Source organism: Arachnia propionica (assembly GCF_003859805.1).
Taxonomy (GTDB): Bacteria; Actinomycetota; Actinomycetes; order Propionibacteriales; family Propionibacteriaceae; genus Arachnia; species Arachnia propionica_C.
Map to the genome: position 1 here is coordinate 63,911 of NZ_RQZG01000013.1, position 25,008 is coordinate 88,918.

Sequence of the window (25,008 nt, forward strand, 5' to 3'; positions counted from 1 at the left end):
GGGACCCCGGCCCGACCAGCGGAAAAGCGACATCGACAATGCCCTGAGCCTTGCCCCGTGGCATGGTCCGTCGGCATGTCCGACATGCCCTACACCCTCGACCACGACCCGTGTCACATCGCTGGCCCGGAGCGCGTCATCCGGATCGACGGGTGAGCCAATAGAGTTGGGGCCATGAGCGTTCCCAATGTGCTGGCCACCCGTTACGCCTCCGAGCAGATGCGTGCCATCTGGGCCCCCGAGGCCAAGGTGATCGCGGAGCGACGGCTGTGGCTGGCGGTGCTGCGCGCCCAGCGGGACCTCGGCGTCGACTTCGGAGGTGCCGATGCCGACGAGGTGATCGCCGCCTATGAGGCCGTGGTCGACCAGGTGGACCTGGCCTCCATCGCGGCCAGGGAGCGCATCACCCGTCATGACGTCAAGGCCCGCATCGAGGAGTTCAACGAACTCGCCGGGCACGAGCACGTCCACAAGGGCATGACCTCGCGCGATCTCACCGAGAACATCGAGCAGTACCAGGTCCTGGAATCGCTGCGCATCATCCGGGACCGGGTCGTCGCGGCCCTGGCGAACCTCTCCCGGCTCGCCGTCGCCTGGGCCGAGCAGCCGATCACCGGGCGCTCCCACAACGTCGCGGCCCAGATCACCACGCTCGGCAAGCGCTTCGCCACGGTTGCCGACGAGCTGCTGGTCGCCCACCGTCGCCTGACGGAGCTCATCGAACGCTACCCGGCACGAGGCATCAAGGGGCCCGTCGGCACCGCGCAGGACATGCTCGACCTGCTGGGCGGTGATGCCGACGCCCTGGCGGAACTGGAACGCCGGGTCACCGCCGAACTCGGCTTCGCCACGGTCCTCACCTCCACGGGGCAGGTCTATCCCCGCAGCCTCGACTACGACGTGGTCACCGCACTCGCGCAGACCGCGGCCGCCCCGTCGAACCTCGCCACCACCATCCGGCTGATGGCCGGGCTGGAGCTCGTGACCGAGGGTTTCAAGGAGGGGCAGGTCGGCAGCTCCGCCATGCCCCACAAGATGAACACCCGCTCCTGCGAACGTGTCAACGGGATGGCGGTCATCCTCCGCGGGCACGTCGCGATGGTCGGTGAGCTGGCGGGCGACCAGTGGAACGAGGGGGACGTCTCCTGCTCCGTCGTGCGCCGTGTCGCCCTGCCCGATGCGTTCTTCGCCCTCGACGGGCTGTTCGAGACCTTTCTCACCGTGCTGGCCGACTTCGGGGCCTTCCCCGAGGTCATCGCGGCCGAACTCGACCGCTACCTGCCGTTCCTCACCACCACCAAGGTGCTCATGGCGGCGGTCCGCAAGGGCGTGGGGCGTGAGGCGGCCCACGAGGCCATCAAGGAGCACGCCGTCGCCGTCGCCCTGGAGATGCGGCAGGGCCTGGCCGTCAACGATCTCCTCGACCGGCTGGCCGCCGACGACCGCCTGCACCTGGGCCGGGACGAACTGGGAGCACTGGTGACCAATCCGCTGGACCTGGCGGGCACCGCAGGTGCCCAGGTCTCACGCATCGCCGATCAGGTGGCGGCCGTGGTCGCCCAGCACCCCGAGGCCGCCCGGTACCGCCCGGGTGCTGTGCTCTGAGCACCCTGCCTCCCCGGAGAAAGGGGGAACCCCTGGCGAGGGTCGTTGGGAACCCTCACCAGGGGCTTCGGAGATGGGCGGTCTCCGATTCGGGATCACTGCACAGCGATGATCCCGGTCTTGGGGAGCCCCGGAGCGGGCTTCGGGGCCGAGGCCGACGGGGCCGGGTTCGGGGACTGTTTGGTGGTGATGGTCCCGACGGTCAGGTAACCGGGGAAGTCGGCGTCCTGGTTCGCGTTGGCGAACCGGATCGGGGCCCCACCCGGCATCGCGTTCGGGATCCTGACCGCGACGGTGCCGACCTCGGCGGGCAGCGTCGCCGTCCACTCCGCCTGCTTGTTCTCCATGAGGGAGGGCAGGTTCGCATCGATGGTGGTGCTGGAGAGCACCTTGCCATCGGCGTCCAGCACCGCGAACTCCACCGGCCAGTCGTAGTAGAACGGCGCCACACCGCGGTTGGTCACGCGCAGTGAGATCGTGGCCTTGTCGCCGGTGGTGGTGATGCTGGCCTCGGTGGCGGCGAAGTCGTAGCCGAGCGAGGCGTGCGCGGCCTTCGCCTTCTCCAAGGGCTCACCGGTGAAGCCGGGGGACCACGCCCGGTGGTTGATCAGCCAGGAGGCGTGGGTGCCCTTGACCGCCTCGTCGAAGTTCTCCGGCTTGGCGGGCTCCGGGCACGGCTGTGCGGGATCGAACAGGCACAGCTGGATCTGCGGGTAGATCTCGCCGCCGATCGGCTTGGTCATCCAGAGCTTGTCCATCTCGGCCTGCTTCATCCGGCTCATGAAGTGCCAGTCGATGGTCGGCAGGGTGGAGAACGCGAACGAGTCGTCGTGGAAGCCGACGTCGATCTGGGCCAGGTCCTTCATCGGTTGGCGGTTCAGCAGCCGGGTCTTGTCGAAGGCCTGGTCCCAGGCCTTGTAGAAGCTGAGCTCCACGTCACGCGCGGGCATCCAGTCGGCGCGCGTCGGGTTCAGGCCGTCGTTGTCCTCGCCGTTCATCGGCCAGGTGTGCTGCTCACCCCAGAACCCCACCAGACCGGTGGTGATGAACCCGATCCGGGGATCGCCGTCGTACTTCGCGCCGAAGGCCGCGACGAAATCGGTGATGAGGGCACGGATGCGGGAATCTTCGTAGTCGGGTGAGAAATTGATGCCTTCGGCCTGGTTGCCGATTGCGGATCGGATCTTGCCGTCCTCGTCGACGATGTAGGCGCGGGAACGGTCGATCCCGCCCGGACCCAGCAGGTAGTCCGGGACACCGGTCTCCTTCTCCGGGTAGTCGAGGTAGAAGCGGAACGCGGCCTGGTGGCCCCGGGAGCTGATGGCCGCCAGCTTGGCCTCGAACTCGCTCCAGTCGTAGGTCTTCTCGCCCTTCACCACGGCATCGAGTGGCAGGTAGAACCACTCCATGGTGTGGGGGAAGGCGTCTGCCTTGTCGCCGAGCTCGTCACCGAAGGGCATGAATCCCTTGAGGGGGTTGTCGGTGCGGGCCGCCGTCGTCGCCAAGGGCTTCCAGCCCGTCTGGTCGTCTGCTTGGCTGTGGGTCAGGGGAACGGACAGGGTCAGTGCGGTGGCCGCCAGCAGGGCAGCGGTACGCAGTCTCAGCATGGTTCTCCTTTCTCAAGGTGTGAACACCGCCACCTCCGGACCAGTGGCAGCGCCGCCCGGGCCGGAGATGACCTCAGTCCACCACAAGATCCCCCCCTTATGCAACCCATTGACTTAACATGTAAGGGGTGCTTCAATAAGCGGCATCCTCGGGATTGCTCCAGAGTCGGAAGGGCCCGAATGACTGCTCCAGCCGCATCCAGCACGGCTCGCCACACACGACGACGTGTCCCCCCATCAGCTCGAGGACACACCGTCGCCGCCATCGTGCTCCTCACCCCGGCCCTCCTCGGGTTCCTGGTGTTCTGGATCAGCCCGGCGATCCGAGGTTTCGGCTACTCCGTCACCGACTACAACCTGCTGAACCAGGGGCGCTACGTCGGTGCCGAGAACTTCCGCAACGTCATCGGTGACGAACAGGTGTGGGAGTCGATGCGGATCACGGTGGTCTTCGCCGCGGGCAGCGTCATCATCACACTGGGGCTCGCGATGCTGCTCGCCGCGCTCATGCAGCGGCTGCGCGCCAGGACCTGGGTGCGTGCCGGGCTGCTGCTGCCGTGGCTGGTGCCCAATGTGGCCATCGCGCTCATCTGGGCATGGCTCCTGGACGCCAACGTCGGTTACCTCAAAGGAGTGCTCGACCGCATCGGGACGGCCCTGCAGCTCGACCTCCTCATCAACTTCACCTTCTTCAACAGCGACGCGGCGCTCAACATCATCATCCTCATCGGGGTGTGGTCCGGGGTCGGCTACACCGCCTTGCTGCTGTTCGCGGGCATGATGCAGGTGCCCGTCGAGTACTACGAGGCCGGGGCCATCGACGGGGCCACCGAGACCACGATGTTCTTCCGCATCACCCTGCCCCTGATCCGACCCGTCATCGCGCTGGTCGTGGTGGTCTCACTCATCGGTTCGTTCCAGGTCTTCGACCTGGTCCAGGTGGGCTACGGCAACAAACCCATCCCTGAGGTGCGGGTCATCTACTACCACATCTACCAGCAGGCCTTCGACTTCCTGAAGATGGGCCACGCCTCCGCCATCGCCCTGCTGCTGGCCATCGTCCTCGCCGTGCTGACCCTGCTCCAGCTGCGGCTGCTGCGTGCCAACCGATCGGACCTGGCATGAGAGGACGACACACACCGCGCCCCAGCCGTGCCCTCGCCTGGACGATGCTCGTCATCGCCCTGGTGGCCACGGCCTTCCCGTTCTACTGGATGGTCCGTACCGCACTGACCCCGGCTGCTGAGCTGGTCGCCGACTCCGGGAAGCTGTGGCCCACCAATCCGACGTTGATCAACTTCCAGCGTGTGCTGGGTCTGGTCTCCCGCGAGGAGGCCGTCGCGGCAGGGGGCAGCGGGGCCTCGATCAACTTCCCGCTCCACACCCTCAACTCCCTCATCTACGCCGGTGGGATCGCCGTCATCCAGACCATGGCCTGCGCCGGTGCCGCCTACGCCTTCGCCCGGCTGCGTTTCCCCGGCCGCGACGTGCTCTTCCTCGTCGTCATCGGTGGTCTCATGATTCCCGGGATCTTCACGCTGCTGCCCAACTTCACACTGATCCGGGACCTGCAGCTGATGAACACCATGCTCGGGATGATGCTGCCCGCCATGCTCATGTCCCCCTTTGCCATCTTCTTCCTGCGGCAGTTCTTCCTGTCGCTCCCGGTCGAGGTGGAGGAGGCGGCCATGCTCGACGGTCTCGGCCCACTCTCGAGGTTCGCCCGGATCGCCGTGCCGATGAACATCGGTCCCATCGCGACGATGGTGCTCATCACCTTCGTCGGGATGTGGAAGGACTACCTCTGGCCGCTGGTGGTGGGCCGCAAGGAACACACCCGACTGCTCACCGTCGGACTCAGCGTCTTCCAGCAGCAGTCCCCCAACACCGCCCCCGACTGGACCGGACTCATGGCCGGCTCCACCCTCTCGGTGCTGCCCGCCCTGCTCATCCTGGTCTTCCTCGGCAGACAGCTCGTCCAGTCCCTCAGCTTCTCGGGGAACAAATGACCCGACGTGACCGACGAACCAAAGGAGATTCACATGTCACTGCGCAAGATCACGGCCGCTCTCGGGGCGCTCGCCCTGGCCATCGGGATGGGGGCCTGCAGCAACCAGGGAGGTGACCCGGGCGGCGGTGGTGAGGTCACCCTGCAGTACTGGCTGTGGGATGACACCCAGCTCCCGCTCTACCAGCAGTGCGCCGACGACTTCACCGCGAAGCACCCGAACATCCGCATCGAGATCACCCAGACCGCCTGGGGGCAGTACTGGACCAACCTCACCACCCAGATCGCCTCCGGTGACGCACCCGACGTGTTCACCAACCAGGTGTCCTACTACCCGCAGTTCGTGGCCAACCAGCAGATCCTGGACCTCACCGAGCGCATCGACCAGGCCGGGATCGACCTCACCCAGTACGCCGAGGGCTTCCCGGAACGCTGGGTCCTGGACGGCAGACGCTACGGCCTGCCCAAGGACTGGGACGCCGTCGGACTGCTGTACAACGTCGAGAAGGCCGAGGCCGCAGGATTCGATGCCGAGAGGATGAACAACCTCACCTGGAACCCCACCGACGGCGGTACCTTCGGCGAGTTCATCCGTGCCACCACCGTCGACGCCGAAGGTCGCAACGCCAACGACCCGGCCTTCGACAAGGACAACGTCACCAGCTACGGCTACTACCCCGAGTGGAGCGACGGCGCCGTCGGGCAGAACGGGTGGGGCAACTTCGCCCACGCCAACGGGTTCACCTACACCGACCAGCAGGGCCTGCCCACCGAGTTCAACTACGACTCCCCGGAGCTGGTGGCCACCGCGGCCTGGCTGCAGCGGCTCGTGAACGACGGTCTGGCCCCCCGGTTCGACCAGCAGTCGTCGCTCGGCACCGATGCGGTGATGAAGAACGGCACCGCCGCCTCCACCATCCAGGGGTCGTGGACCATGGCCTCCTACCTGGGGGAGGACTCACCGGTGAAGTTCGCCTTCGCGAAGCTGCCCACCGGACCCAAGGGACGATTCACGGCGACCAACGGTCTCTCCGACGCCATCTGGTCGGGAACCGAGCACCCGGACGAGGCCTTCGCGTGGGTGACCCACCTGGCCTCGAAGGAGTGCCAGGACAAGGTGGCCCGGGGAGCGCGCGTGTTCCCGGCCCAGAAGTCGTCGACGGAGATCGCGATGACCGCGTTCAGGGAGAAGGGATACGACCCGACGCCGTTCGTCGAGATGGTCGATGCCGGTGAGACCTACCCGGTGCCGCTGCTCGCCAAGGGGAACGAACTGAACGAGGTGATCCAGGATGCCATGGCCGAGGTGGCCCAGGGGGCCGACCCACAGGGCACCCTCACCAAGGCCAACCAGGACGCCCAGGCCCTCTACGAGTAGGAGACCACGTTGACCACCAGCACCCCGACCACCGCCCCGTCGTGGGCGCCTCCTGCCACGGGACTCGAGGAGACCTATCTGCGAGGTCCCCGGGTGGCGCTGCTCCACGGCATGCCACCCGAGGCCGAGGCGTATCGGAGTGGACACAACTCGTGGTCCCCGGCGGGGTGGCGGGGACTGGCGGAGTCGCCGCTGCGGATCGCCGACCAGCAGCGGCGCACCACCGCCGATGACGACCGCTGGGACGACCCGGTGCGGCACCACTCGTCGTGGATGCTGGTGGTCAGCGACGGCGAGCAGGCGGTGCTGCTCGGGGCGTTGGAGGGCGACACCCCCCGCACCCATGCCGATCTCGACGTGCTGAGCGGATGGACCGAGACCGGGCAGCCCGGACTGTGGGTGCTGCTGAAGGGGCCGGAGCTCGCGGTGTTCGAGCGTTACCGGGTCCTCCTGGCCGCGCGCCACGGGGTGCGGGACCGGGACCCCGGCACCGTGTGGTCGTCGTGGTACTCCTTCTACGAGGACATCTCCCGATCGAGGATGGAGGAGGTGCTGGTGGAGCTGCCGGGGCTCGGGTTCGACACCTTCCAGATCGACGACGGCTGGCAGGACATCGTCGGTGACTGGATCCCCAACCTCAAGTTCCCGGAGGGCATGGCGAGTCTGGCCCGGGCGACGCTGGACCAAGGGCTTCAGCCGGGGCTCTGGCTGGCCCCGTTCATCGTGCTGCCCGACTCGCGGGCCTTCCGGGAGCGACGCCAGATGCTGCTCACCGACTCCCGGGGCGACCCGGTCGTCGCCGGCAGCAACTGGGGGTCGCGGTACTTCACCTACGACTACACGCGTGACGATGCCCTGGAGTACCTGGCGGAGCTGATCCACACCGTCGTCGGCTGGGGGTTCAGCCACCTCAAGCTGGATTTCCTGCAGGCCGCGGCCGTACCGGGGCGGCACCTCGTCCCGACGGATCGGGAGGCGGTCTACCGCACCGCCATCGAGACCATTCGTCGGGCCGCCGGGGAGGAGCCCTTCCTGCTCGGCTCCGGGGCGCCGGTGTTCGCGTCGTTGGGGGTGCTGGACGCGGTGCGCACCGGCCCCGACGTCGCCCCGATGTGGACCAACTACGCCACGGATGACCCTTCGGACGCGTTGGCCCGCAACGCCCTGCGCAACGCGGTGGAGCGGTTGTGGCTGCGTGGCCTGATCGGGATCGACCCGGATGTCGTGTTCGCCCGGCACGCCAGGAACCTGTTGGACGAGCAGCAGATGCAGTGGTTGCGGGATGCCGCCACCCTGTCCGGCTTCCGGGGGCTGTCCGATCCACCCGCATGGCTGACCGACGAGGAACGCGACGACCTGCGTCGCTACCTGGGGCCGCTGCCCGGGAGCACCAGACTGGGGCGCCACCGCTTCCTCATCGAGGACCGTGAGGTCGACTTCGCCCCGGCCCTCCACGGCGCGGCCAGCCGGTACGCGCTGTGACCCTCAGCGCAGGAAGTGTTCCCGCAGCTCCGTGGCCACCGGTGGGATGCGTTGGGGGGTGGCGCCGGTTCTGATGCTCTCCGCGGCCTGGATGCCGACGGCGGCGGCGTACCAGGCGCCGAGCGGGGAGGCGTCGGTGGGGGAACCGGTGCGCACGAACCGCAGGAACTCCGCGATGCCCAGGGACTCGGCGTCGCCGACGTCGTGGATCGGGAACTCGGAGACGGGGCCGGGTGCCTCGTCATGTCGCCACAGCCGGATCATGTCACCGAGGTGATCGAGCCGTCCCGTTGAACCGGTGACGGTGTGGACACAACGGTGCTCGGAGGTCAGCAGGTGCTGCTGGTAGGAGGCGAGCACCCCGGAACGCAGCCGCATCGTCACCATGGTGGTCTCCCTGGGGTGCTGCGGGGAAGCCAGGCCGATCACCTCGGTGGTCTCGGAGTCGGCCAGCCAGTGCAGCACGTCGATGTCGTGACCGCTCTGTCCCAGCAGCGGATCCAGGGGGTGGGGATCGCCGGGAGGGATGAAGCGGTGACACTCGATGCTGCGCACCTCTCCGACCACCTTGTCACCGATGAGGTCCCGCAGGTGCCGAACCACCGATTCGTGCCTCCTGGGCTGGCCCGCGTACAGCCGGGTGCCGTTGAGACGGGCCGCGTCGAGGATGCGGGTGCAGCCGTCGATGCTGGTGGCCAGCGGGGCGCTCAGGTGGACGGGGATGCCGGCCTCCAACAACTCCAGGGTGACCGTCTCGTGGAGGTCCCCGAGGCAGGTCACCAGGGCGGCGCCGATCCCGGACTCGATGAGTTCCCTGACCGAGGTGTACACCGGCAGGGTCCGGCCCAGCACCTGGTGCACCCGTGTCGCGGCTGCCGGATCGGGGTCGCAGGCCCCGACGATCACGGCACGGTTCTGCTCGGACTCGACGTGACGGGCCAGCCGGGCCTGCACGCCGAGCCCCACCACACCGATCCTGAGGGGTTCGGAGACCACGACGGCATGACGGTGTGCCTCGGACCTGCGCCGATCGGCGTGGGCGAGGTGGACGGCGCTGATCCGGTCCAGTCCCGTGATCACCACGGGATGACGGGTCCGGGAGTTCAGGAAGTGGGACTCCGCGTCACGCAGCGCCAGGGACAGCGCCCCGATGGTGGAGGCCGCGCTGCCCAGCTCCCCGTGCTCCATGTCGAGTTTCGGGGCGGTGGTCAGGCGCATCGCCTTGAGGTAGCCCCACACCTCGGTCGCGGATCCCGCATCCGTGAGGTCGCTGGTGGAGATCACCGTCACCGTCGGGTCGATGGCCGAGGCGACGGTGCCGATCGCCGCTGCGGCCCGCAGCGCCCAGTTCGTGGGCTCGGTCTCCGCGTCGAGCCGGGCCCGCAGCTCTCCGTCGAGGCTGTCGTTGATCTCCCCGGCGTGCCAGCGGTGGCCACGATGGATGTCGCCGTTCAGGATCAGTCCGGTGCGGAACCCGGCGAAGAGACGGATGTGCAGGAGGGTGTCCGTGAGACGGATCCGACCATCGGTGACCCGGGTGGCGAACTCGCCGTAGGCCGCACTGTTGATGTCGTTGTCGGCACGGAAGGGGAGGCCGGTCAGCGCCGTCAGCTGCTGGGTCAGGGGGAGGGAGTGCCACTGGGGGACCGAGTAGCTGCGCAGGATGGTGCCGTCACCGTCGACGATGCCGGTGGTGGAGGCGAAACCGCGGATGGCAGGGCCGTGCTGCGGGGACAGCGACGCGACCAGGTCGTCGATGTGTCGGCAGAGCTCCCCCAGCCGTTCCTCACGACCGTGCTCGATCAGCTCCACGATCTCGGTGTGCAGCACCTCTCCCGCGATGGAGGCTGCGGCGATGGAGAGCTCATCGCGTTGGATGTCGAGGGCCACCACGAAACCGTGCCCATCGGCGAAGGAGTAGAGGGCGGCGGGCCGGCCGGCCCCGGTGCTGATGGCGCTCTGCGCGATCAACCCGACGGTCTCGAGATCCGCGACGATGAGGCTGGCCGTCGGCCGCGAGATGCCGGCGTCCTTCGCCAGCTCGCCGAGGGTGGCCGAACCACGGGCCCGTAGTGCGTGGAGGAGGCGCCGGGCGCGTTGGGCGCGGTCCTGTGGGCCTGCGTCCGTACCCATATCACTCCTTGCGATGCCGTGTGTGCTGAGTGGCGGTTGGCCTGATCCGATCTCCTGATCGGCCCGACGTCTGTCCAGTCTCCCACAGTCGCCCCGTCGGGACCCGGAGCTGCTCCACGGGCACGTCCAGCACGGCACGCTGCAGTGACGAGTCGCGGGGAAGGCCTGAGAGGTCCACCGGCTGCAGTCTCAGCTCGGTGTGGAAGACGAAGAAGAACGCGTCGCGCGGGTCCGGTTCGCCGTCGTCGATGATCTTGAAACGCCGGGCGAACCGGGCCAGGTTGGACTCGGGTGGGAGGGCGTCGATGACGAGTGGGTCGAGCAGCCAGGAGGTCAGCCGGAACTCCTGGGCGGGGTGCTCCGGGAAGAGACGGGGAACCAGGACCCGGGCAGCATCCAGCGAGGCGTCCACCAGGTCAGGGGTCAGGGGACCGGTCTCGGGGATGTGGACGCCGACGAAGGGCACGTCATCCTGCTCGAGGGTGTACTGGAGCCGCCCCAGCCACAGGTGGCGACCGGAGAAGTTGGCCACGCACCAGGTCTGGGCGCGCAGACCGAGGAAACCGAAGACCTCCTTGAAGACGTGGACCTGCTGGCCGAGATCCGCGAGCGTGGCCCACGCCAGGTCGTCCGGCAGGCCGCGCGCGGTCAGGAAGTCGTGGACGTCCTGCGCGACGGCGATCAGCGCCAGCAGGGTGACCAGACCCTCCTCGAACGAGGCGGTGCCGTTGTCATCGCGCACCGGGAGGTCGTCGTCGTGGAACCGGCCGATCCGTGCCCTGAGCTGCTCGGCCAGTGCTGCCACCCGGGCCAGCCGCTCCGGGTGACGGGGGAGGGAGTCGATCAGCTCCCGGCAGCGGGCGGCGTCCTCGTCACGGAAACCCAGTCCGGCCAGGTCAGCACGGTTCAACGCTCCAAGGATCACACATCCAGCCTAGACGGGTTCCTCGGTGCGTCACGTGACCACTGCCCGGCAGAACCTCGTGACGGGGCCTAGGCTTGGCCCGTGAGTCAGTTCGAGTCCCTTGGTCTGCCATTGCTGCACGCAGGCAAGGTCCGTGAGATGTACGCCCTGGCGGACGGTGACGTCCTCATGGTGGCCACGGACAACATCTCCGCCTTCGACCACGTGCTGCCGAGCCTCATCCCGGACAAGGGGGCGGTGCTCACCCAGCTGTCCCTGTGGTGGTTCGAGCAGCTGGCGGGGCTGGTGGCCAACCACGTCGTCGGCGTGGACGTCCCCGAGGCCGTGACCGGGCGCGCCCTCGTCGTGGAACGTCTGGAGATGGTGCCGGTGGAGTGCGTGGCGCGCGGCCATCTCACCGGCTCCGGGTGGGCCGAGTACCAGAGGTCGCGGACGGTGTGCGGGATCCCGCTGCCCGCCGGGCTCCGCGACGGGGACAGGCTGCCGGAGCCGATCTTCACCCCGGCCATCAAGGCCGAGGTCGGCGGGCACGACGAGAACGTGGACCTCGCCACCGTCGCACGGCTGCACGGGGAGGACCTCGCCAGGCAGCTGCGGGATGTCACGCTGGAGCTCTATGCGACCGCCGAGCGGATCGCATCCGCGCGTGGCATCATCCTCGCGGACACCAAGCTCGAGTTCGGGCACCGCCTCGACGGGACGCTGGTGCTGGCCGACGAGGTGCTCACCCCGGACTCCTCCCGGTTCTGGGACGCCGAGGCCTGGGCGCCGGGGCAGTCCCTGCCCAGCTTCGACAAGCAGTTCGTCCGCGACTGGCTGGCCAACGAATCGGGGTGGGACCGGGTCTCACCCCCGCCGCGGCTGCCCGAGGAGATCGTCGCGGCCACCCGGGCCCGCTACGTCGAGGCCTTCGAGCGTCTCACCGGACGGCCCTTCTGACCGGTCACCGGTCGACCTGCTCGGCGACGAAGACCCAGGCCTCCTGGCCGGAGGCGAGCTTCACCCAGCGCTTGGTGAACAGACCCTGGTTGACCTTCTCGATCGCGGCGAGCTCGGCATCGCTGATCTCGTAGCGCATCCCGGCGATGAGGTCGTCGGCATCGCCGGGCACCGCGGCGGGTTGCCGTTCGATGCGCAGTGTGCCCGCGACGCGTTCCGGCACCTCGACCAGTGTCAACCGATGTCCCGGCAACGAGTCCAGGTGACCGCTCAGGCGTCGCCCGTAGACCTGCTGGTGCACGTGCTCCTGGGTGAAGGCGCCGTAGGAGAACACCTGCGTGGTGCAGGAATGGACCGCGGCGCTGGCCGCCACCTCGAGTCGCGAACACATCAGGTCGATCGCCGCGGGCAGGTCGACGGCGTGCTGGGACTCCTCGATGGCCCCGGTGACCACCGCGGTCGCCAACTGCTGCTCGGAGAGTCCCTCCACCACCACGCTGATGCCCCGCCGCCGCAGTGTGCGGGTGGCCTCACGGAGTGCCTCGGCTCCGGAGGCGTCCATCACGTGCATCCGGTGGGCCCGGATGATGACCCCCGCGACGTCGGGGGCGGTGCTGACGGTGTCGATGAAGCGGCGGGCGTCGGCGTAGAACAGCACGCCGTCGATGCGGTAGACCGCCACCTTGTCGTGCAGCTCGTGGGTGGGGAAGTCCACCAGCCCTGACGGGGTGTGGGCGGGCAGGTGCTCGCGTCGCACCGAGGTGGTGGCGGACATGTGCCTGAGGCTCATCACCGCCGCCATCATCACCCCGAGCAGCACCGCGATGATGAGGTCGAGCAGGACGGTGGTGATGCAGGTGGCGAGGAAGGTGAGCCGGTCCGCCCGGGTGGTGCGCCAGATGCGAGCCGCGATGCGGACGTTCATCATGCGCGTGGCGGTGAGGATCAGGACCCCGGCCAGCGCGGACAGCGGGATCAGTGCCACGACGGGGCCGAGCGCCAGGATCACCACCAGCAGCACCAGCGAGTGGGTCACGGCCGCGAGCCTGGTGCGCCCTCCGGAGCGCACGTTGACGGCGGTCCTCGCGATGGCCCCGGTGGCGGGAAGACCACCGAACAGGCCGGAGCCGATGTTCGCGATGCCCTGCCCCAGCAGCTCCCGGTCCGGGTTGGTGCGTGGCACCTCGGGAGCCAGACCGTCGGCGACACGGGCACTGAGCAGGGACTCCAGGGCGGCGAGGGAGGCGATCGCCACCGCGGGTGCGGCCAGCTGGACCAGCAGGGGGAGTGAGAAGGCGGGCAGCGCCGGGGTCGGCAGACCGGTGGGGAGGGCACCGATGGTCGCGACGGGGAGATGGGTGCCCACCGAGACCGTCGTCGCCACGACGATCGCGATGAGGGAGGCGGGAAGGTGCGGCCACAGTTTCTGCACCAGCAGCTGGGTGGCGACGACGAGCGCCACCACGACGAGCGGGGCCACGGATGTCGGCCAGTCCACCCGGGTGATCGTCAACCAGCTGGAGAGCAGCGTCGATTCCGACTCCCCCTTCGGGGCGTCCAGGGCCAGCGGGATCTGCTGGAGCGCGATGATCACACCGATGCCGAAGGTGAATCCCTCCACGACGGGCCAGGGGATCAGGTCGACCACCCGGCCGAGACCGGTGATGGCCATGAGCACCAGCAGGACACCGGCCATGACGGCGAGCAGCGGGACCGTCGGCAGACCGTACTGCGCGATGACGGGTAGCAGGACCACGGTCATCGCTCCCGTCGGCCCGGAGACCTGGAGGTGGGAGCCGCCGAGGAGCGCGGCCAGGACCCCGGCGATGACGGCCGTCACCAACCCGGCGCTGGCGCCTGCCCCTGAGGCCACCCCGAACCCGAGGGCCAGTGGGAGTGCGACGATGCCGACGGTGAGGCCGGCGAGCAGGTCGCGGGGCCAGTGCCGTCTCAGTCCGTGGTACTCGTCGGCGGTGGGGACCAGGCGACGCCAGGGCGTCAGTGGGACAGTCAACCGGGCGATTCGCACGCGCCGGATTGTACTTTCCGCCCGGCTGGGGCGTGGAGTGGCCGTGCGGGTTTCCCTTGTAACGATTCATCTCGGCGCGAGTCCTCCATGAACCGTCGGGGAGGCCCGATAGGGTGGACACCATGCCACGTGTCGTAGTCAACGTCATGCCGAAGCCGGAGATCCTCGACCCACAGGGCAAGGCCGTCACGGGAGCGCTGAAGCGCCTCGGGTTCGAGGGCATGACCGTGCGCCAGGGGAAGCGCTTCGAGATCGAGGTGGAGGGGGAGGTGACCCCTGAGGTCCTCCAGCAGGTCGCGAATGCGGCGGAGAAGCTGCTGGCGAACACGGTCATCGAGACCTTCGAGGTGGTGGAGGGCTGATGACCCGCATCGGTGTCGTCACGTTCCCGGGGTCGCTCGACGACCACGACGCGCTCCGGGCGGTCCGGCTGAGCGGGGCCGAGGCGGTGCCACTGTGGCACGCCTCCGACTCCATCGACGGGGTGGATGCCGTCATCCTGCCGGGGGGCTTCTCCTACGGTGACTACCTTCGTTGCGGGGCGATCGCGCGGTTCAGTCCGATCATGGGCACCGTCATCGACGCCGCGTCGAAGGGGGTCCCGGTGCTCGGCATCTGCAACGGTTTCCAGCTGCTGTGCGAGGCCCATCTGCTGGAGGGGGCCATGATCCGCAACGTGGACCAGCACTTCATCTGCAGGGACCAGCGGCTGCGTGTCGAGACCGTCGACACCACCTGGACCTGTGCCTTCACGCGTGGCCAGGAGATCGTCATCGCGTTGAAGAACGGTGAGGGGAACTTCCAGGCCGCGCCCGAGACCCTGAAGAAGCTCGAGGACAACGATCAGGTGGTCTTCCGCTACCTCGACAACCCGAACGGCTCGGCCCATGACATCGCCGGGATCACCAACGAGCGGGGCAACGTCGTCGGACTGATGCCGCACCCGGAGCACAACGTGGAGGCCCTGACCGGGGCGTCGTTGGACGGTGCGGTGTTCTTCCACTCCGCCATCCAGTTCCTGGCCCAGACGGTCTGAACCGGTGGCGCGACGTCGTGGTGTGAGTGAGCTCCACGAGACCTTCGCGCGTGAGACGGCCCCGACCTCGCCGCTGTGGGAGCAGGTCTGTCTGTGGGTGACCCGGAGTCCCCGCATCCGCACGCTGCTGGAGCGGCTGCCCGAGGACAGGTGGCAGCCGAACCTGTTCCTCGGGGCGCTGAAGTACCTCAGGCTGCACGAGGAGTTCGACGCCGGGGACGACTGGTACTTCGAGGCCGTCGTCGAGGACCGGTGGGAGGAGATCCGGCAGCTGATCCTGACCCGACGCACCCAGACCAATGAGGCGGGGCGGTGCGCGGTGCTCGCGCCGATCCTGGCGGGCCTTCCGCAGCCCGTCCATCTGCTGGAGCTCGGTGCCGCCGCAGGGTTGACCCTCCAGCCTGATCGCTACCGCTACGACCTCGGCAACGGTGTGGTGCCCGGCAGCCGCGCCGACGAGGGCGCGCCCGTGCTGGCGACGACGATGACCGGTCGGTCCCCGGCCTCCCCGGAACGCCTGGTCATCGGGGAGCGCCTCGGGGTCGATGCCCGTCCTGTCCATCTCGGCAAGGATGACCTCGCCTGGCTGCGGGCGTTGGTGTGGCCGGGGGAGGAGGACCGCGAGGAGCAGCTGGTGCTGGCCGCCGGGGTGCAGCGGCAGCACCCGTCGCGGATCCTGCAGGGTGTCCTGCCGGAGGCCTTCGTCTGGCTGGACCGCGAGATCCGGGCGTGGACGGAGCTGCCGGGCAGCGTGGTGGTGATGCACTCGGCGTTCGCGATGTACCTGGAACGCGCCGAGCGTGTGGGGCTGGTCCGGCACCTGACGGGGCTCGGGGTGCGCCACCTGAGCTTCGAGGGGCCCCGGATCATGCCGGGGGTCTCCGCACCCGATCCCGGCCGACCGCACTTCGTCGCGGCCCTCGACGGTCGGGCGGTCGCCGTCGCCTCCCCGCACGGGCGTTGGGTGGACTGGCTCTGAGCCATTATAGTGTTGCAATGACAAGAATTCGTGACCTGCGAGCAGCCCAGGCCCGCGAGACCGTGACCATCCTGGAGCGCGGCACCTACACCAGCCCGAACGGGGTGGTCGTGGACCTCAGGGAGGAGATCGCGCGGGCCGTGACCGGCACCGTCGAGTACGCCCCGGATGCCGATCTCCCCAGTCCCGCTGCGACGACCCCGAGGGTACGGATCGAGGTGACCCCGGAGGGGACCTTCGAGGCGGCCCGTCGACTCCGCGACGAGAACCCGGTGGTGCTGAACTTCGCCTCCGCGAAACACCCGGGCGGTGGTTTCCTCGGGGGAGCCCAGGCACAGGAGGAGGCGCTGGCCCGCGACAGCGCCCTCTACGTCTGCATCAAGGACCGTGGGATGTACCGGATCAACCGATCCCGCGACACCCTCTACAGCGACGCCATGATCCACTCCCCGGAGGTTCCCGTGATCCGGGACGGCGACGGCACGCTCCTGGACGAGCCGTGGCTGACCGCCATCATCACCGCCCCAGCCCCGAACGCCGGGGTGTGGCTGGAGCGCAACCCGGGTGGTGCGGACCTCCTCGAGGCGACGCTGCGGGAGCGCGCCCGCAGGGTGCTCGCCGTCGCCCACCGTCACGGCCACGACAGCCTTGTGCTCGGGGCGTGGGGATGCGGGGTCTTCCGCAACGATCCCACCGAGGTGGCGACGGTGTTCCGAGATCTCCTCGCCGGGCCGTTCGCCGGGGCCTTTGGCCACGTTGTCTTCGCCGTCCTCGACCGCACCCGGGATCAGCGCGCCCTGAAACCCTTCCAAGAGGTTCTCACGGCCTGAGAGGGAGCGCGGACAGGAGAATCCACTGGGGTCGCCCCGGTGTCCCCTGGCTGCGGACCTCCTTGAACGCACGGTCCAGTGCGCTCCGCGTCGTCAGCCCTGCCCGGAGGCCACCGTGGCGGCGCTGGTTTCGCCTGTATTGACTCGGGTTCGCCTGCCATTCTGGCGGCTCGCCTGTCCAACGAGACAGGCGAATCGAAAGAAGGCAGGCGTTTCCGATCCAACGCAGGCGAATCCGTTGTCGGAAACCCGGTCAAGAGGATGCGCGGACAGGCCACGCATCCTCCAGCGCCGTCATCGTTTCGGTCGTGGTGTCGGTGGCATGACCAGGGAGCGCCAGCGGAAACCGCGGTCCTGGGAGGCCAGGGCCGTGCGGTAGCGGTGCCTCGCCGCGATGGAGCGTCGCACCTCCCTCGCCACCCGGGAGAGGAACAGGCGTCGGTACAGGTCGTCGATGAGGGTGGAGGCGGCGAAGGAGACCCCGGAGAACAGGGCCAGGATGAGACACACCCGGAACATGGCCCGGTCCAGGCCCACCTCGATCCCCAGCATGGTCAGGGGCTGCGATTCCCGCCCGGTCCACTCCCGGATGAGTTCAGGGGTGAGGGTGATCGTGCCGACGATGGCGAACACCGCGAAGGTCGCCAGGACGAAGACCGTGATCTGGATCGCCTGGACCGCCACGGCCACCATCACCAGGTTGATCCGTTCGGCGAGGCGCAACTTCTCGCGGGTCGGCGGGATCCCGGCGAAGGGCGTGTGTTCCAGCAGCGGCGCATGCTCCTCGTCGGTGTCCTCGTCGTCGACCATGTCGATGCTGCTCGGCAGGACCACCAGGAAGGCCAGCCCGATGAGGAAGAAGCCCAACGCCGTCATGCGGGGTTTGCTGATGGCAGCACTGATCTGCCAGAGCTCGTTGGTGAAGAAGACCAGCAGGACGGTCAGCAGCAGCAGGGGCAGGGTCCGGGCCACCGCGGGCAGCGCCCGGGTGATCTCCCGGAGCGCGCGTTTCGTGGTCCAGGCGATGACCACACCGAAGTCCAGCCAGGCCAGAGCGAACGCGATGGCCAGAAGCCCCAGCCGTTCGGGGAATGTCCAGTGCAGACGGAGCCCCTGGGTGATCTCGAACGGCAGGTCGGCCTCCAAGGGGGTCACCGTGAGTCGGAGCTCACCGGCGGGGACCAGCAGTTTCGTGATGACCGCCAGCCCAACCAGCCACAGCGTCCACACCACGACGTCGACGGTGATTCGGCCGATGAGGGGGAGCCGCCGCTGGAGCCGCCACACCAGCAGCCCCATCGGGATGGCCAGCACGATGAGGGCCATCACCCCCACGATGGCGATCACCACGCGCGGATGCTCCACCAACTCCCTCAGCGGGATGGGATGGTCGGTGGTGAGGGCCGCTTCCGCCCACAGGGAGGCGATTCCCACCGTCAGCAGGGAGACCAGGATCGCCGTCGTGCGGGGGATGACGCCACGCAGCCGACGCCGCCCGGGCACCATGTGGGGCAGTCCGTTGTGTCGCAGCCAGTCCTCCAGAAGACTCAACGAGGCCATTGGCGAATTCTAGGCCCTGCAGGTCACTGCTTCTCGGTGTAGCTGATCCCGGCGGTGCCGACTCCCTTCAGGGAGCCCCGGTGCTCGACGACGGGGGTGGTCCAGCCGCTGCCCTTCAACTGGTTCCCGGAGATCCGGATGCCGGTGAGGTTGCCGACAGCGGGTTTCGTGTCGTTCGGACCGAGGGTGACCTCCGCCCCCAGGTAGAAGGGCTGGCCCGTCGTCGCAAGGGTGTTGCCCACGAAGGAGATGTTGCGCAGGTCCTCGTGTCCTCCGGCGAAGTCGACCTCGGTCTTGGTGCCGGGCCGTACCGTCCGATTCCCCTGGTAGGAATGGGGGTTCGGGTTCATGCCCTGGGAGACCGCGGACCGGGTGTCCCAGATGGACTCGGCCGCGGCGACGGCACTCCCGGCCTTCCCGATCAGGGTGTTGTCCTCGAAGACGGTGTTGTGGGAACCGGTGGCCACGTACATGAACCAGCTGGGTCTGGCATCCCCGTGGGCCTCCACCCGGTTGCTCCGGAAGGTGTTGTTCGTGCTGCCCTGGTAGGCCTGCAGCAGTCCTTGGCCGTGGGCGCGTCCCGTGCTGATGCGGTTGTGCTCCACGACGTTGTGTGACGAACCGTAGGCCAGGTGGATCGCCGAGGACTCACTCTCGGTGAAGTCGTTGCCGCGCACGTGGTTGCGGTTGGAGCGGTCCTGCATCGACAGGTTGCGCTCGTTGTTGGTCGAGGTGTTCCCCGTGATCGTGCAGTCGGTGGCCCCGGACAGCGCGATGCCGTAGTAGCCGCCGTCGATGCGGTTGCTGTCGATGACGACCCTGGAGGCCTCGTGTTCCGGTGTGGCGATCTGCCCGGTCTCGCGGAACCGGTCCCAGGCGGCGGAACGCGGCCCGGTGAAGCGGTCGTCCTTCGGGTGGCTGGTCACCGAGATGGCCTGGCTGCCCGCCGTCGCCTCGGCGCCCTGGGGACCCGAGATGGTGTTGTGGTGGATGCTGATGTTGCGTACCGGTCCCTGGTTGGCCACCACGTCGATGGCCCGCCACGCCGAGTTCGTGATCTCCAGGTTGCTGATGGTGACCTCCGTGACGGAGGCCGCCAGCACCCCTCGGGTCTGTTCCGCCGATCCCGAGAGGTCGATCCGGACATCGGTGAGGGTGGTGCCGCTGGAGTGCGTGGCGAAGCGGAACACGTTGCCGGGTTCCCCCGTGGCGGGGAGCTTGGCGACGATGGTGGCGCCCTGGCCGTCGAGGAAGGGGAGACCGTCCGGCAGTTCCAGCTCCGCCGTCGTGACATAGGTCGCGCCCGGCTTCAGCCGCACCCCGATCCCCTTCGAGGCGGCCTCGGCGATGACCTCCTTCAGGGAGGCGGTGTCGTCGCCACCTCGTGGTGCCGCATCCAGGGCTGCTGCCGGGAGGTGTGGTCCGTGGAGTGGCTCCGCAGCGCTGGAGGTGGCTGGCCACAGCAGCGTGCCGACAGTCAGCAGACACAGCGCTGCGAGGGTGATCGGGGTGAGGCGGGACGGCTTCATGGATGGCTCCTGGGGCTGGTCGTTGTCGCCACGTTAGCCCGATGACCTGGCTGGGACGAGGGCCGCGACCACATGGAGGACGTGGCCGTTGACACGACGGCGTGGCATCCGGAGCGGCAGCGTGGTGTCGGGCCGGGGCGCAGGATAGATTGGCGTCGTGGTAGACACCGTGGCTCATGCAATGGACACCCCTGACCTGGAGCAGCCGTATGCGGCCCTCGGGGTGAAGGACGAGGAGTACGCGCGGATCCGCGAGATCCTCGGCCGTCGTCCCACCTCCGCGGAGCTGGCGATGTACTCGGTGATGTGGTCGGAGCACTGCTCCTACAAGTCCTCCAAGATCCACCTGAGGCGTTTCGGGGAACTGAGCCAGGACACCCCCCGCGGCCCGCTGTTGGCCGGGATCGGGGAGAACGCCGGGGTGGTGGACATCGGGCACGGTTACGCGGTCACCTTCAAGGCGGAGTCCCACAACCATCCGAGCTTCGTCGAGCCCTACCAGGGGGCGGCCACCGGGGTCGGCGGTATCGTCCGTGACATCCTCGCGATGGGGGCCCGGCCCATCGGGGTGATGGACTCGCTGCGGTTCGGCCCACTGACCGCCGATGACACCCGGCGTGTGCTGCCCGGGGTGGTCGCCGGGGTGGGTGGCTACGGCAACTGCCTGGGGCTTCCCAACATCGGTGGTGAGGTGCAGTTCCACCAGAGCTACCTGTCGAATCCCCTGGTCAACGCCCTGTGCGTCGGGGTGCTGCGGCACGAGGACCTGCACCGGGCCTTCGCCTCCGGGGTGGGCAACAAGGTGATCCTGTTCGGGGCGGCCACGGGTGGCGACGGCATCGGTGGGGCCTCCATCCTGGCCTCGGAGACCTTCGAGGAGGACGGCCCCGCGAAACGCCCGAGCGTGCAGGTGGGCGACCCGTTCATGGAGAAGCTGCTCATCGAGTGCACCCTCGAGCTGTTCCGGGCCGGGGTGATCCAGGGCATCCAGGACTTCGGGGCGGCCGGCATCTCGTGCGCCACCTCCGAGCTGGCCTCGGCGGGCGACGGTGGGATGTCGGTGGAGCTGGACCTGGTGCCGTTGCGTGACCCGCACCTGGCTCCCGAGGAGATCCTCATGAGCGAGTCGCAGGAACGCATGATGGCGGTGGTGCAGCCGTCGGACGTCGAACGTTTCATGGCCATCTGTCGCAAGTGGGACGTGGCGGCCACCGTCATCGGTGAGGTCACCGACGGTGATCGACTGGTCATCCACTGGCACGGCCAGTGCATCGTCGACGTCGATCCGAGAAGCGTCGCCCACGACGGCCCCACCTATGACCGTCCGATGCAGGAGCCCGCGTGGCTGTACGGGGTGGGCGCGGACCGTGCCGAGGCCCTGCCCCGGGACAACACCCCCGACGGCGTCGTCGCCGCCCTCAAGGCGGTGCTGGCCCACGGGAACATCGCGGACAAGTCGTGGATCACCGACCAGTACGACCGCTACGTGCGGGGCAATTCCATCCTGGCGCAGCCTGAGGACGCCGGGATGCTGCGCATCGACGAGGAGAGCGGGTTGGGGATCGCGCTGGCACTGGACGCGAACTCCCGGTTCACCTATCTCAACCCGTACCTGGGGGCGCAGCTGTCGCTGATGGAGGCGTACCGCAACGTCGCGGTGACCGGCGCGGAACCGGTGGCGGTCACCGACTGCCTGAACTTCGGCTCCCCGGAGGACCCGGAGGTGATGTGGAGCTTCGTCGAGGCCATCAAGGGTCTGGTCGAGGCCTGCAAGGAGCTGGGCATCCCGGTCACGGGGGGCAACGTGTCGCTGTACAACCAGACCGGCACCACCCCCATCCTGCCCACCCCCACCATCGGGGTGATGGGGGTCATCGACGACGTGGCGCGGCGGATCCGCTCCGGTTTCGCGCACCCCGGGGACGGCATCTGGTTGCTGGGGGCCACCCATGAGGAGCTGTCGGGCTCCATCTGGGCCGATGCGGTGCACGGCGGTCACCTGGGTGGGGTCCCCCCGAGGGTGGACCTGGCCGCGGAGAAGGGGCTGGCGCACGTGCTGCGGCTCGCCGCCCGGGAGGGACTGGTCACCTCCGCGCACGACCTCAGCGAGGGCGGGCTCGCCGTCGCGCTCGTGGAGTCGGCACTGCAGGGTGGCCACGGATTCCGGGTCGGTCTGGCCGGTCAGGACCCGACGGTGGCGTTGTTCTCCGAGTCGGCGTCGCGGGCCGTGGTGAGTCTGCCGGAGTCGTCGGTGGAGCGGATGGTCAGCGTCGCGGAGGAGCACGGCGTGCCGCTGGTGCGGATCGGCGAGGTGCTGGCGGAGCCGCAGGCCCAGGTCGCGGGGTTGTTCGACCTGCCGCTGGCCGAGCTGCGAGCCGTCTGGGCAGCCCCGATCCCTCAGGCCATGAAGCACTGAGAAGGGCTCTGCGGCCTCCGGTCGTTCTCCACGGCTCGAGACCTCTGGCACCCGGCGCCGGGACTTCTCGAGTGAGAAGAAGTGTCGGTCTCGACTGATAGCTTTCGGGCATGTCTGATCTGCTTGTCCGTCCGTCGTCGGCGCCGTCGTACTCCCGATGGGTCGCCAAGTTCGTGGCGGTGCAGCAGCGCCTCGAGGAGAGCGGGGCGTATCCGCCCGGGGCCAGGCCTCGTGAGGTGGACTGGCGGCTCAAGGAAGCGGCGGGCAGCTGGGCGGCTGCGATGTTCTGCCTCCTTGCCTGGCACGGCGACGAGGTGCTGGCCGACATCGAGCGGGCGTTGGGGGACCGCTCCAGCAACGAGGACGCGACGAGGCTGTTGGCCGGGATCGGGAGTCGTGCCAGCCAGGATGCGTTGCTGCGTCATCTCGACCATTTCCGGGTGCGGGAGGCCGTCATCGGCAATGCCAGGCGGTGGCCCGTCGACACCTTGGAATCCCTGCTCGCAGCGGGTTCCCGGCGGGGCCAGCGCACCGCGGACCTGTTCCAGCTGCTGGCATGGCGGCATCCCGAATGGGTGAGAGCCCTGCGTGGCGTCGGCGACGACCCGGCCATCGACCGGCTGCTCGCCCCGGAACCAGGCCGAGACGCCGAGCCGGGGGAGTGGGAGGCGCTGCCGAGTCCGTCGGAGGAGACGACGGTGCCTGCGTGGCTCAACCCGTACCGCCTGCCGCGTCTCGTGCTGCCCTCGGGGCGGGTGCTGCCGATGGCGGAGGTGCCGCGTGTGGTGCGGCTCATCACCGAGGGCGGGAGCCTCGATCTGTTCACCCCGGCCAGCCTCGCGGCCTTCCTCGCCGATCTGTTGGAGCAGTGGCTGGCCCAGGGTGGCAAGGGTGATGCCTGGGTGGTGACGGCTCAGAGCAGGGGCGGGGACGCCAACGCCCGGGCGCTGATGAAGGCGATCCGCTGGTTCCGGGGGAGGCTGCATCGCGTCGCCGCCTACGAGGCGATGGCGTGCTTGGTGCAGCTCGGCACACAGGAGGCGCTCATGGGGTTGGGGGAACTGGCCCAGCAGGAACGCTGGAACGATCTCAAGGAGCGGGCCGAGGTCGCACTGGAGGGGATCGCGGCTGAGCGGGGCATCAGCGTGGCGGAGCTGGAGGACGTCTCGGTGCCGGACCTCGGGGTCGGCACGGATGGGCGGATGACACTGGATTTCGGGCCGCGAAGCTTCCAGGTGCGGGTCGGTCACGATCTGACGGCCCGGGTCAGTGACGCCTCGGGGAGGACGTTGCGTTCGCTGCCCCGGGTCGGGGCCAAGGACGATCCCGCCAAGGCCCTGGCCGCCACGGCGGAGTTCCGGGAGCTGAAGAAGCAGCTCACCGCGGTGCTGCGCATCCAGGGCGCTCGGATGGAGGCCGCGATGAGCAGCCGACGTTCCTGGACGGGGCAGCAGTTCAGGCAGGTGTTTCTCGCCCATCCGGTGATGCGCTGTGTGGCGCACCGGCTGCTCTGGTCCATCGACGGAGTACACACCTTCCGCGTCGATGAGGACTTCCAGCCGGTGGACCGGGACGAGGCCCCGGTTCAGCTGTCAGCAGCGGCGCGCATCCAGCTGGCCCATCCGATGGAGGTGGAGCTGGAGCAGTGGGCTCCGGTGCTGGCCGATCACGAGATCATGACCCTCGTCGAACAGGTGGGGCGTGGCGTGTACCGGGAGGTTCCGGACCTGGTGGGGGAGTGGGTCTCGGTCGGTGCCCTGCAGGGGCTGATGGCCCACGGCTGGCAGCGTCGGGTGGGCGACGGCGGCTGCATCGTCGCGCTGTACCGTCCCGTCGGCGATGGGGTGGTGGAGCTCGGGATCGACTGCGACGACTGGGTGATGGGGCTCCGGCCACCGAGGGAACCGGCCCGGCGCACCGGGGTCGCCCTGTCCGGGGACCCGGCGAGGATGGATCCCGTGGTCCTCAGCGAGACCCTCCGGGATCTGGCCCGGTTGCCGTGGCGTGAGGGAGTGTGACTCGGTTTGGGTCCTCAGGGCCGGAGGCCGTCGGGGTGTCAGGTCAGCATGGCCGGATGCACCACCTCAACTTCCGAAATGGTGCGAGGGAAATCCCTCGTGCTGTTCGTGAGGAACGCGTCGGCGTCGGTTTCCACTGCGGTGGCCAGATGAACCGAATCGGCTGTCCGAAGCCCGTGATCAGGACATCGGAGTCGAACGCGATGAGTGTCACCTGCGTGATCGTTCCGCTCGAATCCCGTCAACGAGTTCGTCGGCACGCTCAGGCGAGAGCCCTTGAGCCGGGATGGGCTCAGTACGAGCCCGATCCAGCAGAGCGGCAATCTCATCGGCCCTCGCCCACGCGGAGGAGGCGCGACGCGCGCGAAGCACCCTCGGATGCACCAGGACGGCCGCGACCTTGCCGTGTCGGGTGATCTCGATCTCCTCACCCGCCTCAACCCGGGCCAGCTGTTCGGCGAAGGTCTGGCGGGCGACGCTCATCGACACGGTAGCCATGTCAAAAGTGTACATTCCTGTACACAATTCTCTGCG

18 protein-coding genes and 1 pseudogene are annotated in these 25,008 nt (G+C 68.7%); 12 read left to right on the forward strand and 7 right to left on the reverse strand.

Going from position 1 to position 25,008, the window contains the following annotated elements; translation table 11 throughout:
- The first annotated feature begins 174 nt into the window (after window positions 1-174).
- Window positions 175-1,605, forward strand: coding sequence for an adenylosuccinate lyase (gene purB / locus EII34_RS11245; RefSeq protein ID WP_124845257.1), 1,431 nt, complete (start codon window positions 175-177; stop codon window positions 1,603-1,605).
- Window positions 1,606-1,700: 95 nt separating this feature from the next.
- On the opposite strand, the gene EII34_RS11250 is transcribed toward purB, so the two are convergent.
- Window positions 1,701-3,212: a DUF4832 domain-containing protein gene (locus EII34_RS11250; protein WP_124845258.1), complete on the reverse strand. Its 1,512-nt coding sequence runs from the start codon at window positions 3,210-3,212 to the stop codon at window positions 1,701-1,703.
- Window positions 3,213-3,392: 180 nt separating this feature from the next.
- Here EII34_RS11250 and EII34_RS11255 point away from each other — a divergent pair, with 180 nt between their 5' ends.
- From EII34_RS11255 to EII34_RS11270, 4 genes are read left to right on the forward strand one after another with little or no spacing between them, the layout of a single operon-like run.
- Window positions 3,393-4,337 carry a carbohydrate ABC transporter permease gene (locus EII34_RS11255; protein ID WP_124845259.1) on the forward strand — a complete coding sequence of 315 codons (945 nt, stop codon included), beginning with the start codon at window positions 3,393-3,395 and terminating at the stop codon, window positions 4,335-4,337.
- Entirely contained in the window at window positions 4,334-5,221 is an 888-nt protein-coding gene (locus tag EII34_RS11260) for a carbohydrate ABC transporter permease (RefSeq protein WP_124845260.1), read from the forward strand. The genes EII34_RS11255 and EII34_RS11260 overlap by 4 nt, the downstream gene beginning before the upstream one ends.
- A gap of 33 nt (window positions 5,222-5,254) precedes the next feature.
- The gene (locus tag EII34_RS11265) at window positions 5,255-6,598 is read left to right on the forward strand and encodes an ABC transporter substrate-binding protein (RefSeq protein ID WP_124845261.1); all 1,344 of its coding nucleotides are present in this window, start codon (window positions 5,255-5,257) and stop codon (window positions 6,596-6,598) included.
- A 9-nt stretch (window positions 6,599-6,607) separates the two neighbouring features.
- Window positions 6,608-8,080, forward strand: a complete 1,473-nt coding sequence (locus EII34_RS11270) for a glycoside hydrolase family 36 protein (RefSeq protein ID WP_221620283.1) — start codon at window positions 6,608-6,610, stop codon at window positions 8,078-8,080.
- Between the two features lie 3 nt (window positions 8,081-8,083).
- Here EII34_RS11270 and EII34_RS11275 read toward each other — a convergent pair whose 3' ends face one another.
- A complete protein-coding gene (locus tag EII34_RS11275) occupies window positions 8,084-10,213 on the reverse strand; it encodes an ROK family protein (RefSeq protein ID WP_124845262.1) in 2,130 nt (709 codons plus the stop codon).
- 1 nt (window position 10,214) lies between these two features.
- Window positions 10,215-11,123, reverse strand: a complete 909-nt coding sequence (locus tag EII34_RS11280; protein ID WP_124845263.1) for an acyltransferase domain-containing protein — start codon at window positions 11,121-11,123, stop codon at window positions 10,215-10,217.
- 96 nt (window positions 11,124-11,219) lie between these two features.
- Between EII34_RS11280 and EII34_RS11285 the strand changes: the two are divergent.
- Window positions 11,220-12,065, forward strand: a pseudogene (locus tag EII34_RS11285) (phosphoribosylaminoimidazolesuccinocarboxamide synthase); the annotation flags it as partial.
- A 16-nt stretch (window positions 12,066-12,081) separates the two neighbouring features.
- Here the strand turns inward: EII34_RS11285 and EII34_RS11290 are convergent.
- Complete coding sequence (locus tag EII34_RS11290; protein WP_124845265.1) at window positions 12,082-14,106, reverse strand: SulP family inorganic anion transporter; 2,025 nt, start codon at window positions 14,104-14,106, stop codon at window positions 12,082-12,084.
- 122 nt (window positions 14,107-14,228) lie between these two features.
- On the opposite strand from EII34_RS11290, the gene purS reads away from it, so the two are divergent.
- From purS to EII34_RS11310, 4 genes are read left to right on the forward strand one after another with little or no spacing between them, the layout of a single operon-like run.
- Complete coding sequence (purS, locus tag EII34_RS11295) at window positions 14,229-14,468, forward strand: phosphoribosylformylglycinamidine synthase subunit PurS (RefSeq protein ID WP_124845266.1); 240 nt, start codon at window positions 14,229-14,231, stop codon at window positions 14,466-14,468.
- Window positions 14,468-15,142, forward strand: coding sequence for a phosphoribosylformylglycinamidine synthase subunit PurQ (gene purQ, locus EII34_RS11300; protein WP_124845267.1), 675 nt, complete (start codon window positions 14,468-14,470; stop codon window positions 15,140-15,142). The genes purS and purQ overlap by 1 nt, the downstream gene beginning before the upstream one ends.
- A gap of 22 nt (window positions 15,143-15,164) precedes the next feature.
- Complete coding sequence (locus tag EII34_RS11305) at window positions 15,165-16,121, forward strand: DUF2332 domain-containing protein (protein WP_185711310.1); 957 nt, start codon at window positions 15,165-15,167, stop codon at window positions 16,119-16,121.
- Between the two features lie 17 nt (window positions 16,122-16,138).
- Entirely contained in the window at window positions 16,139-16,951 is an 813-nt protein-coding gene (locus EII34_RS11310; protein ID WP_124845269.1) for a TIGR02452 family protein, read from the forward strand.
- A gap of 294 nt (window positions 16,952-17,245) precedes the next feature.
- Here EII34_RS11310 and EII34_RS11315 read toward each other — a convergent pair whose 3' ends face one another.
- Window positions 17,246-18,511 (reverse strand): hypothetical protein, encoded by a 1,266-nt coding sequence (locus EII34_RS11315; protein WP_124845270.1) that lies wholly within the window; start codon window positions 18,509-18,511, stop codon window positions 17,246-17,248.
- A gap of 23 nt (window positions 18,512-18,534) precedes the next feature.
- Window positions 18,535-20,040 (reverse strand): right-handed parallel beta-helix repeat-containing protein, encoded by a 1,506-nt coding sequence (locus EII34_RS11320; RefSeq protein ID WP_124845271.1) that lies wholly within the window; start codon window positions 20,038-20,040, stop codon window positions 18,535-18,537.
- Between the two features lie 157 nt (window positions 20,041-20,197).
- Between EII34_RS11320 and purL the strand changes: the two genes are divergently transcribed.
- The gene (purL, locus tag EII34_RS11325) at window positions 20,198-22,456 is read left to right on the forward strand and encodes a phosphoribosylformylglycinamidine synthase subunit PurL (RefSeq protein ID WP_124845272.1); all 2,259 of its coding nucleotides are present in this window, start codon (window positions 20,198-20,200) and stop codon (window positions 22,454-22,456) included.
- Window positions 22,457-22,566: 110 nt separating this feature from the next.
- On the forward strand, window positions 22,567-24,474 hold the full coding sequence (locus tag EII34_RS11330; protein WP_124845273.1) for a DUF4132 domain-containing protein: 1,908 nt from the start codon (window positions 22,567-22,569) through the stop codon (window positions 24,472-24,474).
- A gap of 210 nt (window positions 24,475-24,684) precedes the next feature.
- Here the strand turns inward: EII34_RS11330 and EII34_RS11335 are convergent, their stop codons facing one another.
- A complete protein-coding gene (locus EII34_RS11335) occupies window positions 24,685-24,972 on the reverse strand; it encodes a type II toxin-antitoxin system Phd/YefM family antitoxin (RefSeq protein WP_124845274.1) in 288 nt (95 codons plus the stop codon).
- Window positions 24,973-25,008: the final 36 nt, after the last annotated feature.

Coding starts and splice junctions, on each gene's coding strand:
- purB (WP_124845257.1), top strand. CDS start 175: ATGAGCGTTCCCAATGTGCTGGCCACCCGTTACGCCTCCGAGCAGATG.
- EII34_RS11250 (WP_124845258.1), bottom strand. CDS start 3,212: ATGCTGAGACTGCGTACCGCTGCCCTGCTGGCGGCCACCGCACTGACC.
- EII34_RS11255 (WP_124845259.1), top strand. CDS start 3,393: ATGACTGCTCCAGCCGCATCCAGCACGGCTCGCCACACACGACGACGT.
- EII34_RS11260 (WP_124845260.1), top strand. CDS start 4,334: ATGAGAGGACGACACACACCGCGCCCCAGCCGTGCCCTCGCCTGGACG.
- EII34_RS11265 (WP_124845261.1), top strand. CDS start 5,255: ATGTCACTGCGCAAGATCACGGCCGCTCTCGGGGCGCTCGCCCTGGCC.
- EII34_RS11275 (WP_124845262.1), bottom strand. CDS start 10,213: ATGGGTACGGACGCAGGCCCACAGGACCGCGCCCAACGCGCCCGGCGC.
- purS (WP_124845266.1), top strand. CDS start 14,229: ATGCCACGTGTCGTAGTCAACGTCATGCCGAAGCCGGAGATCCTCGAC.
- purQ (WP_124845267.1), top strand. CDS start 14,468: ATGACCCGCATCGGTGTCGTCACGTTCCCGGGGTCGCTCGACGACCAC.
- EII34_RS11310 (WP_124845269.1), top strand. CDS start 16,139: ATGACAAGAATTCGTGACCTGCGAGCAGCCCAGGCCCGCGAGACCGTG.
- EII34_RS11315 (WP_124845270.1), bottom strand. CDS start 18,511: ATGGCCTCGTTGAGTCTTCTGGAGGACTGGCTGCGACACAACGGACTG.
- EII34_RS11320 (WP_124845271.1), bottom strand. CDS start 20,040: ATGAAGCCGTCCCGCCTCACCCCGATCACCCTCGCAGCGCTGTGTCTG.
- EII34_RS11330 (WP_124845273.1), top strand. CDS start 22,567: ATGTCTGATCTGCTTGTCCGTCCGTCGTCGGCGCCGTCGTACTCCCGA.
- EII34_RS11335 (WP_124845274.1), bottom strand. CDS start 24,972: ATGGCTACCGTGTCGATGAGCGTCGCCCGCCAGACCTTCGCCGAACAG.